Raw genomic sequence first — 18,261 nt, 5'->3', positions numbered from 1 at the left:
AACAATAAAAAAAATGGAGATACAGACACAGTTTAGAACAGAATACAGCACTGTATCTCCATTAAAAAATAAAATCACATGAACTTTAAAAGGACATCTTTAACATTTTTTATCGCTCTATTTTTATCAGCGGGTGCGTTTTCTCAAACACAAGAGACAAGTGTTCAAGAAACTACCGTAAAAGTTGAGAAGAAAAAGAAAAAAAAGAAGAAGAAAAAGAAAAAGGTGAAACTCCCTGATATTGATTTGAGTCATTGGAAGGTAACCCTACCAGTAGCCGGTGATAATGGTAAACCCATTGAAATAGGACCACCAGAAATAGATAATTTTGCAAGTATAGAGGTTGCAAAACCTTATATGTATATTGATTCTACCAAAGGTGCGATTATATTTCATTCTATGCCTACAAATTCAAAAACTAGAAATACAAAATACACTAGATCTGAATTAAGAGAGCAAATGGTGCCAGGCGAAAACAATATCAACTGGACCTTTAAGCAAGGAGGCTATATGAAAGGTAAATTGGCCATGGAAGAAACAACGAGGGATTCTAATGGTAAATATCATAGAACTATTATCATGCAAATCCATGGACGTTTGACCAATGAGCAAAGAGACTTGATAGGAGAAGACGATAATAATGCCCCTCCTATTCTTAAAATTTATTGGGACCAAGGAAAAGTGAGAGTGAAAACAAAAGTGCTCAAAAACCCTAACGCCACCTATGAAGAACTTTTGCATGAGGATGCATGGGATGATGACAAAGGTTTCAATTTTGAACAAGAAGTTGGGTTTAGAAAATTCACCTTAGAAGTTAAAGTTTCTGAAGGTAAAATGGTTATTATCTTAAATGGAAGTGAGTTCAAGGTTTATAAAGGAATTCATATGGAAAAATGGGGTGTTTTTGAAAATTATTTCAAGGCAGGAAATTATTTCCAATCCAGAGATAAAGGAGCCTATTCAAAAATTAAATATTACGAATTAGAAGTAAGTCACTAAAAGCAATACATGAAAAAGAAAATTTCATATAATTTTATGCAACCGTCAATACTCTTGACTGTTCTTTTTACGACTTTATTTTTTGGTTGTGATCAAGAATACAAAGATGAAATTGTTTTTAGCAGCGATGATTTAATTGAAGAGGAAGAAATAATTATTCCATCTGATCCTAATAAAGAATATGTACTTCCCAATATTGATCTGTCAAATTGGAAAGTCACTTTACCGATAGGTAAACCAGATGAAATAGAACCACCTGAGATTCTTAAATACGGAACAAATGCAAAGCTGCAGCCCTATTTTTACAATGACTCGATAAACGGAGCACTTGTATTTTATACTTCGCCCGGAGCATCGACAGCTAATTCTAGTTATTCTAGGACAGAGCTTAGGGAACAAATGGATCCTGGAAGTAATTCCACAAACTGGACCTTCAAAGAAGGTGGTAGAATGAAAGGCACCCTTTCTATGGAAAATATTTCTAAAAAAAGTGATGGTGATTATGATAAAACTATCATTATGCAAATTCATGGTAGACTTACCAATCAGCAAAGGGATTTGATTGGACAAAAGGACAATAACGCACCACCAATGCTTAAAATATATTGGCAAGATGGTTTGGTAAGAGTAAAAACTAAAGTATTAAATAACCTCAATGCAAGTAGCACAGAAATATTAGAAACAGATGCTTGGGGAAATGATGACGGTTACAACTTTCCTATTGAGGTAGGATTTGATAAATTCACTCTAGAGGTGATTGTTTCAGAAGGAAAAATGGAAATAATACTAAACGAAACTTATTCAAAAATCTATCAAGATATACATATGGAAAAATGGGGAGTTTTTGAAAATTATTTCAAGGCTGGTAATTATTTGGGTTCCACAGATCCAAATGCATATGCAACCGTAAAATATTACAATTTAACAGTGACACATTAAAATTATTTGGTTGAGTTAGTGAAAGAATTTTATCGGGATTTATCCCGGTAAGATTCCTTCCAAAGACCATAAAAACAAGGAAAAAAATTAACTTTAAAAACATTTTTTATACAGGGAAATTATCTATATATTTACACCAATCAATCTGGTTAACCAATCTGGTTAGAAATACACGACGATATGAAATTAGAAGTACTTACAAGAAACGAAAATAAAGATATACAGAATTCGATCATTTCTAAGATTAGAGATTTGATTAATTATAAGAATTTAGAGCCTGGTGATAAATTACCATCCGAGCGAATGCTTTCTGATAAGTTTGAAGTAAGTAGAAGTAATGTCAGAGAAGCCATACAAAAATTAGAATTCTATGGCTTGTTAAACTCTATTCCGCAGAGTGGAACTTTCGTTGCTAATATTGGTGTAGTTGCACTTAATGGAATGATTGAAGATATCCTACGTTTAGAAAAACAAGATTTTAAATCTTTAGTAGAAACAAGAATTTTACTTGAATTAAAAACAGCATCGTTAGCAGCGACCAGAAGAACTGAAGAAGATTTAGATCAAATAAAAGAAGCATTAGATGCTTATAAAGAAAAAGCATTGAGCGGAGAGGAAGCTGTACAAGAAGATCTTCTTTTTCACCTAGCGATAGCTAAAGCTAGTAAGAATAGCTCAATAAACACATTCATGTTGATTATTACACCTGAAATAATCATCAATATTGAAAAATATCATGTTTGTTCTGATGGTTTGGCTGTTTCAGGAATTAAAGATCACCAAGATATTTATGAGGCTATTAAGGATCAAAATCCAGCTTTAGCAAAAGAAAAAATGAAAATACATTTTAAAACATTATACGAATATTGCGCGAGCAACGAATAAAAATAATACTTTCTAATTTACAGGATGCACGACCTGTATGTTAGATATAAAATTTGGAGGGACGTAAATTTAAATCCACACAATTCTTTTTTCAAAAGAATTTATGTAAAGTATACAATACTTTACCCATTTAAGTTTACATAAAATAGTTTTTAAAAGATATAATCATTTGAACCATAGTTCATATGACAAGGAGTCTTTTGTCTTACAAAAACTAAGAAACAAAAAAGTAAACAGAACAATATCAAAAACTTAACTAAAACAATATGAAAGTAAAAGGACTCAGATGGTGGGTAATTGCATTGATCGCTTTAGCTACTGTAATCAATTACATAGACAGGCAGGCGCTGGTTGTATTATGGCCAAGTATCTCAGAAGATTTATATCCCGATAAAACCATGACGGAAAGAAAAGAGATTTATGCACTAATCTCGGTAGTTTTCATGTTCTCTTATGCCTTTGGACAGTCCATATTTGGAAAAATATTTGACAAACTTGGAACTAGAATTGGATTTGTATTATCCATTGGATTCTGGTCTATTTCAACTGCTTTACATGCATTGGCTAGTGGCGTTTTAAGTTTTGCTTTTTTCAGATCAATTTTGGGAATTTCAGAAGCTGGAAACTGGCCAGGTGCTGCGAAGGGAAATGCAGAATGGTTCCCAGCAACAGAAAGAGCATTCGCTCAAGGTTTATTTAACTCTGGTGCCGCTATAGGAGGAATTGTTGCTATACCAACAATTGCTTTTTTAACAGTATACTTCAGTTGGCAAATGATTTTTATTATCATAGGGCTTGTAGGTTTGCTTTGGTTGGTTCCTTGGTTAATTATAGTAAAAGCTCCACCAAAAAAACACCCTTGGTTAACTGAAATCGAAAGAGAATATATCTTATCTGGTCAAGAAGAAAAATCAGATACAGAAACTAAAATAGAAGCATACAATCCAGAAGTTAAGGAGCTTCTAGGACGCAAACAAAGTTGGGGAGTTATTATCGCTTCGGCAGCCATTGATCCGATATGGTGGTTATTTGTTTTTTGGATACCAATTTATCTATCCGAAGTATACAACATGGATGTGAAAGCGATTGGAATATACGGATGGGTACCCTACGTAGGAGCTATGCTAGGTGCCTGGTTTGGAGGTTTGTTAGCGCAAAATAGACTTAAATCAGGTTGGAATGTTAACAAAACTCGTAAAATGGTCATCACACTAGGTTGTCTAATTATGCTACCAGCATTATTAGCTTTATCAAACCCAGGTTCTCCAGTAGCAGCAGTTTTGATAATGGCAGCAGTTCTTTTTGGATTCCAAACAGCTATTGGTAACGTACAAACTTTACCAAGTGATTTATACGGAAAGAAAACTGTTGGAACACTATCTGGATTCTCCGGAACAGCAGCAAAATTAACCGGTGCAGGATTGGTTGCTCTGGTACCAATGTTAACTACAGGTGGGAATTACACTCCGGCCTTTGTCATAGGAGCATCACTAGCATTTATCGTAATGGCAAGTGTATGGGTATTGATTCCAAACATTGAACCTTTGAAAAAGAAAAACTAGAAAAATAAATAAAAATTAAACACACATAAACAAACATAATTATGAGCAAAACAGAAGGAAAAGTAGCGGTTATTACCGGAGCTACGGGAGGAATAGGATTTCAAGTAGCTAAAAGATTAGGAAAAGACGGATATACTGTTGTATTAAACGGAATAGACGATGAGGCTGGTGTAAAAAGAGTTGAAGAACTTGCAGCAGAGGGAATTACAGCTGAGTACTACGGATTTGATGTAACAAAAGACGAAGTGGTAACTGAAAACATCACAAAAATTGGAGAAAAATACGGTCGAATTGATGTACTTGTGAACAATGCAGGTGGATTAGGAGGAAGATCTCGTTTTGAAGAAATGACTACTGAATTTTACAGATTTGTGATGGCATTGAACTTAGATTCAACATTTTTTGCATCTAGAGCAGCTATCCCTTTCCTTAAAAAAGGTGAAAATGCAACGATCATCAATTATACATCTAATGCTGGTTGGAATGCTGGTGGACCTGGAGCAGGAATCTACGGAACTTCTAAAGCTGGTGTACATGCAATTACAAGAGCATTGGCAAAAGACTTGGCTGAATATGGAATTAGAGTAAACGCTGTTTCTCCTGGAACTATTGATACTCCTTTCCATGCACAAATCAAATCTACTAAACCAGAAGTATTCGCTTCTTGGAAAAATAACATTATGTTAGGAAGATTAGGACAACCTGAAGAAGTTGCTTCAGTAGTTTCTTTCTTAGCTAGTGACGATGCAGCATTTATTACTGCTGAAACTATCCAAATTGGTGGTGGTCAAGCACTAGGAATATAATTTCAAATCAAAGAAAATGCTTCTGATGTGACTCACCTTGTTGCTTACTAAGCAGTAACTGACGAAGCATTTTTCTATATCCTATCAATTGGATCTTTCATACGATCTCAACAAAAAAATTAAACTTCTTCTCCAAACTTCAAATTGAGGTTGCTTTTTTTGACCTCTTTGATCTAATAAGTAAACATGAAAAAATCAATTGCAATTATTTGTGGTGGGGGTCCAGCTCCTGGAATCAACACGGTAATAAGCACTCTTGCAAAAACTTTTATCAAGGACGGATATGATGTACTAGGTGTACACCATGGATACAAAGGTCTGTTCTCAGATGAACCTGCCATAAAAAAATTCAATTTCCATAGAGCTGACAGAATCTATAGCCGAGGTGGATCTACACTTATTATGAGTAGGCATAAACCTAAAGACAGTGAATTTAGACCAGACTTTTTTGAAAAAAACAACGTCAAATTATTAGTTACTATTGGTGGGGATGATACTGCTTCTACAGGTAGCAGACTTTCAAAATATTTGGAAACTCAACAATTAGATGTGGCACACATTCATGTTCCAAAAACTATTGACAATGATTTACCATTGCCTGACAGAAATCCAACCTTTGGTTTTCATACAGCTAAAGACGAAGGTGTAAGAATTGGTAATACTGTATATGAAGATGCAAGAACCAGTGAAAATTGGTTTGTCGTTTCTGCCATGGGAAGATCAGCCGGACATTTGGCTTTTGGAATCGCTTCCGCTTGTCATTTCCCAATGATGATCATTCCAGAAATGTTCAACAAAACAAAAATCACTTTTGAAAAAATCATTAATATGATTATCTCATCTATCATCAAAAGTAAACTTAGAGGGATTGAGTATGGTGTGGTAATGGTTAGTGAAGGTGTTTTCCATTTTATGGATGAGGAAGAAATTGTTAACTCGGGTATTAATTTTACTTACGACGATCACGGTCACCCAGAATTAGGAAATGTAAGTAAATCACATATTTTCAATTATCTTTTACAAACCAAACTAAAAGAAATTAATCTAGACATTAAATCTAGACCGGTTGAAATTGGGTATGAACTTCGTTGTTCAAATCCAATTGCCTTTGATCTTACTTTGTGTACACTTTTAGGTATTGGAGTTAAAAAACTTTTTGATCAAGGAAGTACAGGTTGTATAGTTAGTGCCAATTCTAGAGGTGATGTTACTCCTCTTTACTTGAAAGATTTTGAAGACGAAAATGGAAAAGTACCACCAAGATTAGTGGATATCGATTCTGAAATGGCTCAATTATTTATCAATCATCTTATCTATATTAGAGAACGTGATTATGAAGAAGCAAAACAATATGTAGAAAATCCAGAAGACTATGATGTCAAGAAAATATTACAATGGATTTAAAAATATAAAACAATTAAATTAGAACCCATGATAAAGCAATTATTTCTATCCGCAGTTATTCTAATGTTTGTTGCTTGCTCAACAAACACAAACCAAGATATCGTTTTAGTAACCGATACAACAGAATTACAAACTGCCATCAAAAGTGCCAAACCGGGTACTAATATCATCATGCAAAATGGTATATGGAAGGATGTTATGATTGTTTTAGAAGGAAACGGTTCAGAACAAAACCCAATTTCCCTTAAAGCTGAAACTCCAGGAAAAGTATTTATTGAAGGAGTCTCTAGTTTAGAAATCTCTGGAAATTATTTAAACGTTGAAGGGTTGTTCTTTAGAAAAGGTTACAGTCCAAAAAAGAATGTAATTGCCTTTAGAAAAAGCGAAAACCAAGTTGCAAATCATTGTACGGTTACCAACTGTGTTATTTTAGATTTCAATAAACCAGAGAGAGATCAAGATGATTTATGGGTTCAATTTTACGGTAGACACAATACACTTTCAAACTCTTACCTCGCTGGAAAAACCAATGGTGGGCCTACACTTCGAGTGGATTTAAAAGGAAATCAAAGTATCAATAACTACCATCAAATTATAAATAATCACTTTGGACCAAGACCCAGAAAAGGGGGAGCTAGAGGAGAAACAATCCAACTTGGAAGTAGTTTTACTTCCATGAGTCCGAGTTATACTACCATAGCCAATAATCTTTTTGAAGAATGCAATGGGGAGGTAGAAATTATCTCAAGTAAGACCAATTTCAACCTTATTAAAAATAATGTATTTTATAAAAGTGAAGGATCTGTTGTAACACGTCATGGAAATTATTGCCATATTGATGGTAACTATTTTATTGGGGACGGTACGAATAAAAATTTTGGTGGGATTAGAATTGTAAATACGGGTCACTGGATTACAAATAATTATTTCTACAATATTATTGGAGAAAACTTTAGAAGTCCGTTAGCTGTGATGAACGGAATTCCGAAATCGCCATTGAATAGATATAACCAAGTTACTGATATTGTAGTGGCCTATAACACCTATGTAAATTGTAAATCTCCTTGGCAATTTGGTGTAGGAACTAACATTGCTCAGAAGGATGTACTTCCAAAATCGGAAATACGTTCAGCGAGACCTTTAAGATCTATTGTTGCTAATAATGTTATTTACAATGAAAACGGGGATACTACTCCAATCATTGAACACGATAAGGCAGATGGGGTACAATTTAAGGACAACCTCATCAATAATAATGGCATAAAATTTAAGGATGTAGAGCGTATCCAAGCCTCTAATTTTGAGATCAAAAAAGTAGGTGAATCAATTTATTTGCCTATCCTACCTACTACTACTCCATACCAAGGTTTTGGATTTGAAACGATTCAAACGGATCTTTTTGGAAATAGTAGAAATTCTCAAAATTCTATTGGGGCGACTACAAATAACGAATCTAAAATTCCTTCAATATTAGATAAATCATTATACGGTGCAAATTGGTACTCTAATATTAAAAAAAGCACTAAACCAAACATAATATCAGTAAACCCTGTGGCAGGAGAACTGACTAAAAAAATTAATGAAGCTAAATCTGGAGATGTATTACTTTTAAACCCTGGAAAATACGGCATTTCTAATTCATTGAAAATTTCAAAGGAAGTAACCCTTAAAGCAACATCTGAAAATACGGTTACTATTTCTTATTCAGGTGCTGCTAACAGTCCTCTTTTCGAATTAAACCCATATGGAGACCTTATTATAGAAAAGATTGCTCTTGTCGGTACAGGAACCCAACAAGCATTTTCAAACTTAAAAGAAAACATGTCCAACCACTATGGCTTAACAGTTATAGCTTCTCAAATTCAAAACTTTGATTATATATTAAAAGCCTATAAACAAACTTTCGCAGAAGAGATTTTATTTAAAAACAGTCATTTTTCTGATTGTTCCAATGGTATTGAACTTTCTGAAGAAACTAATGATCGTGGAGATTACAATGTAGAATTTTTAACGATTGACAATTGTAAATTTAAAAATATCGAGCGAAATGTAGTTGATTATTATAGAGGCGGATACGACGAATCTACGATCGGTGGAAATCTTTTAATTAGCAAAAGTACTTTTACCAATTGTGGTGCCAAAGAAAAAAACAACATTCTATTAAATACAAGAGGTATTGTTAATGTAAAAATTGAAAACAGTCATTTTAAAAACAATAAAATTGACTTGATCGCTCTTTTATGGGGCGCTAAAAACAATAGTGAATCAAACAATAAGATTCAAAATTCTGGAAAATTCCACACGGAAGAAAACCTGGCACAAAAATTAATGTACTAAACAAAAAAGCCTCAGTAAAAAAACTTACTGAGGCTTTAAATATTTTACATACATTTTTACTTAAGTAAAGATGTACTTGCTAATTCAATTTCTGACCCCGTAATAATTTTACTCGTTGTTCTGCTTTGTTCTTCCTGCGTTTTTAAAACAAACAACAATACAAACAGTACAAATGTTACAGCCAAAGCTACCACATTTTCATTCGGTTTTTTAAACAATTCAATCTTCATAACTTACAATTTATAATTCGTAATAACATGAAAAATACATTTCATGAAACTTCACAACATATTAAATAGTTGCTACTGAAAAAATAGTTTCGTAAATCATTAGGGGGTGTAAATATACAAAAAATATACATATGTTAAGTTCTTTACGTAAATTTAACATCCTACTGACTAATTCCTTCCCTTCTCTTTTGGATATAATTTGTGCACTGGAACACTTTGCCAAAACTCCTTAGTATCAACGTCCATAATGGTTAGCGAGTTTTTATGTGCAGCTCCTGTATCAACATTCCATACATTGGCTGCCTGATAGGGCACCTCTTTCCCAATCCTTGATAAGGCAGTATGTCCGATAAATATTTCTTTATAATGAGACAACCTTTTAGGATAATACATATCCCCTTTTTTAAGATTTTTATCCATCGCTAGAGCCATTTCCCAAAGAGATCTATCCCAATAAAACATCCTATCAAAAAATTCATGCCCTACGCCATTATGATTGGTAAATCCAGCATGAACAAACAATCGATCTTCATCGTCTAAGTAATAATCTTCTAAGTTTTCAAAAAAGTGAATATGAATACTTCTAAAATTATACGGTATATTTTCATAAGCATCTACCGTAGCTTGACCTCCATGAAGGAGCCAAGTTTCATTACTTTCCCCATGCTTTAGCCATCGATAGCAAAGATCGTCATGATTTCCTCTCATAAATATACAATTATGACTCTGTTTTAATTGAATCAGGTAATTGATAACCTCAGGTGATTGACTCCAACCATCTACATAATCACCTAAAAAAATAAGCAAATCATTCTCTGTTACTTCTGCTTTTTCTAACACTTGAATCAAAGCTTTTAAAGCTCCGTGTATATCTCCTATTACTAATGTTCTACTTTTTGCATTCATAAGATCAAATCTAAAATAAATCTTTATGAATTCGCAACAAAACTTTCTAATATAACAGAAGCTTTACAAACAAATAAATTTGTTATAGCTTAGAAAACTAGTTAATTTTGACAGTCTAAAACACAATGATGCGTAAACTAAAAAACAGTGAACTAAATAGACTTGAGGTAGAGGAATTCAAACAAACAGAAAAAATTCCTTTGGTTGTTATTTTAGATAATATAAGAAGCTTGAATAACATTGGTTCCGTTTTTAGAACCAGTGATGCATTTGTTGTTGAAAAAATATATTTATGTGGAATCACAGCGACTCCTCCAAATAAAGACATTCATAAAACCGCGTTAGGAGCTACGGAAACGGTGGCTTGGGAATATGTGGAAAACACAATCGATGTTGTACAATCATTACAAGAAAACGGATATATCGTTGCTTCTATAGAACAAGCTGATAACGCTACTATGCTTGAAGATTTTGACATCTCTACTAACAACAAATATGCAATTGTGATGGGGAATGAAGTAAAAGGAGTACAACAAGAAGTTGTCTCTACTTCGGATCATTGTATTGAAATCCCTCAATTTGGGACCAAACATTCCTTAAATATTTCAGTAACAACAGGAATTGTTTTGTGGAAATTTTTAGAAAAGTTAAGATTAAAATCCTAGCATAAACTTGGCGATCATAAAATAAATTAAGATTCCAAAAATATCATTACTTGTAGTTATAAATGGACCTGTAGCAAGGGCTGGATCAATTCCATTTCTATCTAATAGGATTGGTATAAAAGTTCCTATGACAGCTGCAATTGTTATGACAATCATCAACGCTAAGGCAATTACAAAGGTAATGGTACTGTTTTCTATTTGAAAAAAGCCATAAATAGTCACCAACAAAGCCAATGCTAATCCGTTTAATAAAGTAAGTCCCACCTCTTTTAACAAACGACTTACAACACTTCCCTTGATGTTATTATTGGCTAAACCTTGTACCATAATGGCACTAGATTGAACTCCAACATTACCCGCCATGGCCGCGATTAACGGCGTAAAGAAAAATAAATTTGGGTAATTTTTTAAAGCCTCTTCAAAACCTCCCATAATAGAACCTGCTCCCAAACCTCCTAAAAGTCCAAGCACAAGCCAAGGTAGTCTTGCTTTTGTCAATTGTAATATACTATCATCCGCCTCAACATCATCCGTAATACCCGCTGCCATTTGATAATCTTTATCCGCCTCATCACGAATTACATCTACCACATCATCCAAAGTAATCTGCCCGATCAATCTATTCATTTCATCCACTACAGGCACTACAAATAAATCGTATTTCTGCATTGTTTTGGCAACATCCTCATCATTTTCATCTGCTCTTACAAATGTGATTTTAGGATTGTAAACATCCTTTACAGGTGTTTTTGTAGAAGTAGTAAGTAAACTTTTTAAAGAAAGTCTACCTTTTAACACATCATTATCATCTACTACATAAATCGTATGCACCTTATCATAATCTTCTGCTTGCTTTCGCATTTCTTTAACGCAGCGTAAATTTGCCCAGTTTTCATTGACCTTGATCAACTCCTTCCCCATCAAACCACCTGCTGTATCCTCATCATAACGCAAAAGATCCACAATATCTTTTGCATGTTCCACATCCTCAATCTGGGATATAACCTCATTCTTTTGTTCCTCAGGTAATTCACCAATAATATCGGCGGCATCATCAGAATCTAACTCTCCTATTTCTTTGGCAATTTCTTTTGAAGATAGTTCCTGAAGTATTTTCTCCCTAGTATCCTCATCCAATTCCGTAAGAATATCCGCAGTTTTCTCTGTATCTAACAAACGAATGATAAACACGGCGTCATCGAAGTTTAGGTCATCTAAAACCTCAGCCAAATCAGCATGATGCATCTCTTCAAAAAGTAAAGACAAAGCTCGATTGTCTCCCTTTGCTATAAGTTCTTTAACATCACTTAAAAAATCTGGAGTAATTTCAATGTGTGTCATTTTCTATCAATGAAGTAAGGTTAATAAATGCTTCAACAGACAATTGTTCTGGTCTCTTGGTAAATAATTCTGAACCTCGTAAAGATTCGGATAAATTTAAAGCTTTTAAACTACTTCTCAACATTTTTCTTCTTTGTCCAAACGCAGTTTTCACAACTCTAAAAAACATTTTCTCATCAACAGGTAGCGAATAATTCTCCTTTCTGATCATTCTAATCACTCCTGAGTCTACTTTAGGTGGTGGATTGAACACTGTTGGTGGCACGGTAAACAAATATTCAACATCGTAAAAAGCCTGAGCTAAAACCGACAAAATACCATATTTCTTACTTCCTTCTTTCTCGGCAATTCTCTCTGCTACCTCTTTCTGAAACATTCCGGAAAACTCTGGTATTTGAGCTCTAAACTCCAATGTTTTAAAAACAATTTGCGTAGAAATATTATAAGGAAAATTCCCAACGATTGCGAATTGTCCTTCAAAAAACTCTGACAAATTCATTTTTAAAAAATCCTTGGAGATAATTCTTGGAGCCAATTTTAAATACGTATTCTGTAAATACTCAACAGACTCTGTATCGATTTCTACCACATGAGTCGTGTAGTTTTTTTCTAACAAATACTTTGTCATTACTCCCATTCCAGGACCAATTTCCAAAACGGTATCATACCCATTTTCTGTAAGGCTATTTGCAATATCACTCGCAAACTTTTCATCTTTTAAAAAATGTTGTCCTAAATGTTTTTTGGCTCTTACTGTCATGTCGTTTTAGTATTTGGAAGACATTTGCTTAGAACAATTGTTACAGGCAAATAACCAATCTTATTTAATTTTTTGAGGCAAACTGCTTATCAATTAATTTCATTTCCGTTTCAAAAAAGACAAATTTCCCAGCATATTTTGAATTCATCTTATTTTTAAGATTCACAGAATCTTCTTTATAAAAAGCCTCCAAAGCCTCTTTCGTTTCCACCATATACTGTACGCTATAGGTTACTCCTCCCATCTCTTCTTCCACCAAAACTTTACACATTTTAGCAGAAAGAAATTTCCCTGTTTCTAAAGTTTCGGGAATATGTGTTTCTTGCATCCAAAGCAACCATTCTTGCTCACAACTCCCTTCAATATTTGTAGTAATATTATAAACGTACATCTTCTGTATTCTTTTATTTTTCTGAGGTCAAAGATAGGTAGAATAATATTGCTACCCAATTACTGAAATACCGACTTGACATTAAATAAAACATAGAAAGTCATTCATAAACTTTAAAAAAAATGCAAAAAACAATGTTATACTAAAAAAATACTTTTTCTTCGCTTTTCAAATCAAAATATAAGTCTATGAATTTAAGTAATTTCGGTATTACACCAACACGTGTAAAAGTATTAATAGGAGTTGGAGTCCTTGCAGTAGCAATTATTTCTTTCAATCCATTTAGCAACAATGATGCTGGTGAGCGTCAAGTTGTTCAAACCTTATCAGGAGATTTAGATGTTCGTTTTACACCTGGTCTTTATTTTAGTGGTTTCTTTTCTAAAGTTACAACATATCCTAACAATGTAACGATACAGGTAAGTAGCAGAGAACATATTTCACCGGATGCAGATTACCATATGTTACCTCATATGGGTACTTTCTCAGAAGGAGATGCGGCAACACTTAGCCACACCACCAAATGGGATTTACCAAGTGATAAATCAAAAATGATTGACCTTCACAAAACCTATACAAACATCAATAATTTGATGACAACTACCTTGCTGATGTATCAAAAACAAATTGCATCGTATAGTACGCAACGTATGAGTTCAGAAGCACATTATTCAGGAGGTCAGTCTCAATTGAACGAATATTTTCAAGATCAACTGAGAAATGGTCAAGTATTATTAATTACAGAAACAAAAACAAGATTGTTAGAAGATGGTTCTACAAAAACCTATATACAAGTTCAAGAAAAACTTGATGAAAAAGGCAATATAAAGCGAAGTGTTTCAGATATTCAAGAATATGGAATTGTAGCTTCTTTTGCTTCCATAGATGAAGTTATTTATGATGACAGAATTTACGAAAAATTAAAAGCAAAGATTGATGCTGCCTCAGACGAGGCTACAGCAAAACAAGAATTAATCACTGCTCAGCAAGAAGCACTTACCGAAAAAGCTAAAGGAGAAAAATTAATTGCCAAAACAAAAGCAACAGAAGAAGCAGACGAACTTCAAGAAGTTATTAGAGCGAGAAAAGCAAAGCTTGTAGCTGCAGAAAACTTAGAACAGGCAAAACTAGATGCTGCAGCAAAACTTGTTTTAAAAGAAGCTGAAGCAAAAGGAGATAAATTAAAAGTAGCGGCAGGTTTAACACCGTTAGAAGCTGCTAGTATTGAAATGGAAACAAGAATTGGAGTAGCAAGAGAGCTTGCTAAAGCTAATGTTCCAAATATCGTTATTGGTGGTGGAGATGGCGGCGCCAACCCTATGGAAGCTGTTGGTATAAAATATTTAATGGACATCAACGATAAATTATCAAAAAGAAAATAATCATCCTGTTCTAAAATAAAAAAGCCCTTTGCAAAATTTGCAAAGGGCTTTTTTGATTTGTTGATTCAATTTTTAATTGATCATATCAAAACCAGTATAAGGCACCAAAACTTCTGGGATTTTTATTCCTTCTGGTGTTTGATTATTTTCTAACAAAGAAGCCAAAACTCGTGGCAAAGCCAAAGCACTTCCGTTTAGGGTATGTGCTAGTTGTTTTTTACCTTCTTCATTTTTATATCTTAGTTTTAAACGGTTCGCTTGGAAAGTTTCAAAATTCGAAACAGAACTTATCTCTAACCATTTTCCTTGAGATGTTGAATACGCTTCAAAATCATAAGTCAAAGCAGATGTAAATCCTAGATCTCCACCGCATAATTTTAATATTCTATAAGGCAATCCTAATTCTCTTAACAACTCTTGAACATGAGCTACCATTCCATCCAATGCTTTGTATGAGTTCTCAGGTTTTTCAATTCTAACAATTTCTACTTTGTCAAATTGATGCAATCTATTCAATCCTCTTACATGAGCTCCATAAGAACCTGCCTCTCTTCTAAAACAAGGAGAGTAAGCTGTATTTAAAACAGGGAATTCTTCCCCTTTTAAAATAACATCTCTGTAAATATTTGTTACTGGAACTTCTCCTGTAGGTATCAAATACAAATCATCCTTTGCGTCATGATACATTTGTCCTTCTTTATCTGGCAATTGCCCTGTTGCAATACCTGAGGCTTCATTTACCAAATAAGGAGGTTGCACTTCTTGATATCCTGCTTCTGAATTTTTATCCAAAAAATAATTGATCAATGCACGTTGCAATCTTGCTCCCTTTCCTTTGTAAACAGGAAAACCAGCGGCAGTAATTTTATTTCCCAGTTCAAAATCAATAATATCATATTTCTTGACTAGCTCCCAATGAGGTAAAGCTCCTTCATGAAGTTCTGGAATTACTCCTTCTTCAAAAACAGTTTCGTTATCCTCTTCACTTGTTCCAGCTGGGACAATTACATTTGGAACGTTAGGAATTGTATATAATAAATCTTGCAAAGAAACATTGACAGCAGCAAGCTTGTCTGTTAATTGCTTAGATTCTTCTTTTAAAGCTCCCGTTTTTTCTTTTAAGACATTTGCTTTTTGAGGTTCACCTGACTTAAATAAAATCCCTATTTCTTTTGAAATTTTGTTAGACTCTGCTAAAATAGCATCCAATGCAGCTTGGGTAGACTTCCTATCTTCATCTGCTTTTAACACAGCATCTATAGTACTTTCAGCATTTTTAAAGTTACGTTTTGCCAAACCGGCCAATACCGTTTCTTTATTGTCTTTTATGTAGTGAACTTGTAACATTTTATCATCTATTTTAAAAAGGCAAATTTATAAAAATAGATTTTCAAAAAGCCCATAAAAAGAGAATAGTTTGAGCAGTCTAATTGCGCATCACAATCCTCATTATGACGTTTTTAATTTTCTAAAAGTGCTAATGATTTTTTTTTATCCAAAGCCAATTGTTCCTTTAAGGCATCAACAGATTGAAATTTTTGTTCTTCTCTTAAAAACTCAAGTAACTCTATCTGCAAGTTTTGACCATATAAATCTCCTTCGAAATCAAAGAAATGAGTTTCAATTGTTTGATGTCCTCCTTTCACAGTAGGACGAACACCAATATTCATCATCCCATAAACAGCTTTATTATTGACAATAGATTTGACCAAATAAGCACCTTTTTTGGGAATCAATTTATAAGACTCCTTAATTTCTAAATTAGCCGTTGGGTATCCAATTGTATTTCCTAACCTTTCACCCGAAACTACCTTTCCAGAAAGCGTAAAGGCATGTCCTAAATATTTTGAAACCTTATGTATATCACCCTCAGCCAAAGCTTTTCTAATTTTGGTAGAACTTACAGAAATCGCATTGACATCTTGCGCTGGAATTTCTTGGACTACAAAATCATACATATCTCCATACTCTTCCAATTGCTCAAAATCGCCTTCCCTATTTCTTCCAAAGCGATGATCGTAACCAATCACTAGTTGAGCCGTGTTTAAATGATTTACTAAAATATCTCTGACAAAATCAAAAGCAGTCAATCTAGAAAATTCTTTATCAAAAGGATGAATGATTAAAAAATCAAGCCCAGTTTTTTCTAAAATCTCAATTCGTTCGTCAATGGTATTGATCAGTTTGATACTATTGTCTTTTTGCAACACCATTCTTGGGTGCGGAAAAAAAGTAAGTAAAACAGAATTCGCATTATTTTTTTTAGCCGTTGCAACCAACTGGGCAATAATTTCTTGATGACCAATATGAACTCCATCAAAAGTCCCAATCGTAACAATAGATTTTTTGGTATCTATAAAATTTTTGTAATTTTCAATTACTTTCAACAGGAAAAAATTATAATTTTAATACAGCTGCAAATTTACACTCATTTTTGATTTAACTTCAATTGATCTGCCTTTTTTTTAAAAAGCAGGATGGTTTAACTTTGCAGATTATAGCAACTTCTGACTTTTTTAATCAAAACTCTAATTTATTTTAAATAAGTTTGTGACACAAGCACTTTTATATGAACAATATTACTAATCAACTCACATACTTTCTTTTACTTTCATTTTTTGCAACCTCACTTGGGTATTCTCAAAATGAAGATTTATGGACAGAGGAATCATCTTCTAGCCTGTTATTGTTTCAAAAAAATGCTAAAATCACGCAATTAAAAAAGGAAAAAATTTATCGACTGGACATCGATCAGTTAAAAAATATATTGAAAGGAAGTAAGTCTGCAAAAAGCACAAAAAAATCTATTTTGGAAATTCCATTTCCTAACAAACAAGGAGAACTAAAAAACTATACCATTACTGAGGTTTCAACCTTGGCTCCAGAACTACAAGAAAAATACCCAAATATTAAGTCGTATATCGGAGTATCCAAAGATACTTATAAAACTACCATAAGATTTAGCCTGAGTAATCTAGGGTTGCACTCTATGAAACTGAGAGAAAACGGGAATACCGAATTTATCGATCCTTATACCAAAGATGCTTTAACCTACAAAGTATATGATAAAAGTGATATTGATTTTGACAACATGAATTATGAATGTAAAGTTGTAGATGAATCTATGGCTATTGCTAAATCTCAAAAAAATGAGATGCAAAAACTAAGCAGCAATGATGGAAAATCTAGACTTTTCAGACTCGCTTTATCATGCACTGGAGAATATGCCGAGTATCATTTAGCTGATCAAGGAATCCCTGCTTCTGCAACTGAAACTGTAAAAAAAGAAGCTGTGCTCTCAGCCATGAATATTTCAATGACTCGGATCAATGGTGTTTTTGAAAAAGAACTTGCCTTAACAATGCAATTGTTAGCTAACAATGATGATTTAATTTTTTTAGATCCAGACACAGATGGTTATACCAGTGATGATGATTTTAAAATGCTAGATGAAGTTCAAGCAAAATGTGATGCCATTATTGGATCTTCTAATTATGATATGGGTCATTTATTTAGTACCGGATTTTCTGGATTGGCAGAATTATCTTCTCCTTGTACTAGCAAAAAAGCGCAAGGTATCTCTGGTAGAACACCTGCCAAAGGAGATTCTTTTGACATTGATTTTGTAGCACATGAAATGGGACATCAATTTGG

Annotated in this window: 17 protein-coding genes; 10 read left to right on the top strand and 7 right to left on the bottom strand. The window is 33.6% G+C overall.

Going from position 1 to position 18,261, the window contains the following annotated elements; translation table 11 throughout:
* The first annotated feature begins 78 nt into the window (after window positions 1-78).
* The 7 genes from P8H68_RS12095 to P8H68_RS12065 all read left to right on the top strand — a co-directional run bounded on the left by P8H68_RS12095 (window position 79) and on the right by P8H68_RS12065 (window position 8,932).
* Window positions 79-999, top strand: a complete 921-nt coding sequence (locus P8H68_RS12095; RefSeq protein WP_300325508.1) for a polysaccharide lyase family 7 protein — start codon at window positions 79-81, stop codon at window positions 997-999.
* A 9-nt stretch (window positions 1,000-1,008) separates the two neighbouring features.
* Window positions 1,009-1,938: a polysaccharide lyase family 7 protein gene (locus P8H68_RS12090; protein ID WP_300325505.1), complete on the top strand. Its 930-nt coding sequence runs from the start codon at window positions 1,009-1,011 to the stop codon at window positions 1,936-1,938.
* 180 nt (window positions 1,939-2,118) lie between these two features.
* Window positions 2,119-2,823 (top strand): FadR/GntR family transcriptional regulator, encoded by a 705-nt coding sequence (locus P8H68_RS12085; RefSeq protein ID WP_300325502.1) that lies wholly within the window; start codon window positions 2,119-2,121, stop codon window positions 2,821-2,823.
* A gap of 266 nt (window positions 2,824-3,089) precedes the next feature.
* Window positions 3,090-4,385, top strand: a complete 1,296-nt coding sequence (locus P8H68_RS12080; RefSeq protein WP_300325499.1) for an MFS transporter — start codon at window positions 3,090-3,092, stop codon at window positions 4,383-4,385.
* A 41-nt stretch (window positions 4,386-4,426) separates the two neighbouring features.
* A complete protein-coding gene (locus tag P8H68_RS12075) occupies window positions 4,427-5,191 on the top strand; it encodes an SDR family NAD(P)-dependent oxidoreductase (protein WP_300325496.1) in 765 nt (254 codons plus the stop codon).
* Window positions 5,192-5,377: 186 nt separating this feature from the next.
* On the top strand, window positions 5,378-6,595 hold the full coding sequence (locus P8H68_RS12070) for a 6-phosphofructokinase (protein WP_300325493.1): 1,218 nt from the start codon (window positions 5,378-5,380) through the stop codon (window positions 6,593-6,595).
* 27 nt (window positions 6,596-6,622) lie between these two features.
* A complete protein-coding gene (locus P8H68_RS12065) occupies window positions 6,623-8,932 on the top strand; it encodes a chondroitinase-B domain-containing protein (protein WP_300325490.1) in 2,310 nt (769 codons plus the stop codon).
* A gap of 56 nt (window positions 8,933-8,988) precedes the next feature.
* On the opposite strand, the gene P8H68_RS12060 is transcribed toward P8H68_RS12065, so the two are convergent.
* The gene (locus P8H68_RS12060; RefSeq protein WP_300325487.1) at window positions 8,989-9,162 is read right to left on the bottom strand and encodes a hypothetical protein; all 174 of its coding nucleotides are present in this window, start codon (window positions 9,160-9,162) and stop codon (window positions 8,989-8,991) included.
* Between the two features lie 168 nt (window positions 9,163-9,330).
* Window positions 9,331-10,068 carry a metallophosphoesterase family protein gene (locus P8H68_RS12055; protein WP_300325484.1) on the bottom strand — a complete coding sequence of 246 codons (738 nt, stop codon included), beginning with the start codon at window positions 10,066-10,068 and terminating at the stop codon, window positions 9,331-9,333.
* Between the two features lie 128 nt (window positions 10,069-10,196).
* Between P8H68_RS12055 and P8H68_RS12050 the strand changes: the two genes are divergently transcribed.
* Window positions 10,197-10,733 (top strand): RNA methyltransferase, encoded by a 537-nt coding sequence (locus tag P8H68_RS12050; protein ID WP_300325534.1) that lies wholly within the window; start codon window positions 10,197-10,199, stop codon window positions 10,731-10,733.
* Here P8H68_RS12050 and mgtE read toward each other — a convergent pair.
* The 3 genes from mgtE to P8H68_RS12035 all read right to left on the bottom strand — a co-directional run bounded on the left by mgtE (window position 10,722) and on the right by P8H68_RS12035 (window position 13,225).
* The gene (gene mgtE / locus P8H68_RS12045; protein ID WP_300325481.1) at window positions 10,722-12,074 is read right to left on the bottom strand and encodes a magnesium transporter; all 1,353 of its coding nucleotides are present in this window, start codon (window positions 12,072-12,074) and stop codon (window positions 10,722-10,724) included. The two genes, P8H68_RS12050 and mgtE, sit on opposite strands and share 12 nt — an antisense overlap.
* Complete coding sequence (rsmA, locus tag P8H68_RS12040; RefSeq protein WP_300325478.1) at window positions 12,061-12,834, bottom strand: 16S rRNA (adenine(1518)-N(6)/adenine(1519)-N(6))-dimethyltransferase RsmA; 774 nt, start codon at window positions 12,832-12,834, stop codon at window positions 12,061-12,063. Before rsmA ends, mgtE begins: the two co-directional genes overlap by 14 nt.
* Before the next feature lie 64 nt (window positions 12,835-12,898).
* A complete protein-coding gene (locus P8H68_RS12035) occupies window positions 12,899-13,225 on the bottom strand; it encodes a DUF4286 family protein (RefSeq protein ID WP_300325475.1) in 327 nt (108 codons plus the stop codon).
* Between the two features lie 188 nt (window positions 13,226-13,413).
* Here P8H68_RS12035 and P8H68_RS12030 point away from each other — a divergent pair, with 188 nt between their 5' ends.
* A complete protein-coding gene (locus tag P8H68_RS12030) occupies window positions 13,414-14,607 on the top strand; it encodes an SPFH domain-containing protein (protein WP_300325472.1) in 1,194 nt (397 codons plus the stop codon).
* A gap of 72 nt (window positions 14,608-14,679) precedes the next feature.
* On the opposite strand, the gene serS is transcribed toward P8H68_RS12030, so the two are convergent.
* Window positions 14,680-15,954, bottom strand: coding sequence for a serine--tRNA ligase (serS, locus tag P8H68_RS12025; RefSeq protein ID WP_300325469.1), 1,275 nt, complete (start codon window positions 15,952-15,954; stop codon window positions 14,680-14,682).
* Window positions 15,955-16,067: 113 nt separating this feature from the next.
* Window positions 16,068-16,994 carry a bifunctional riboflavin kinase/FAD synthetase gene (locus P8H68_RS12020; protein ID WP_300325466.1) on the bottom strand — a complete coding sequence of 309 codons (927 nt, stop codon included), beginning with the start codon at window positions 16,992-16,994 and terminating at the stop codon, window positions 16,068-16,070.
* Window positions 16,995-17,176: 182 nt separating this feature from the next.
* Here P8H68_RS12020 and P8H68_RS12015 point away from each other — a divergent pair.
* Window positions 17,177-18,261: zinc-dependent metalloprotease family protein (locus P8H68_RS12015; protein ID WP_300325463.1), on the top strand; the 1,085-nt coding region annotated here is incomplete at its 3' end.

It is taken from the genome of Flavicella sp., from assembly GCF_029238425.1.
Classification (GTDB): Bacteria; Bacteroidota; Bacteroidia; order Flavobacteriales; family Flavobacteriaceae; genus Flavicella.
This window is presented reverse-complemented; position numbering and strand designations above follow the sequence as displayed.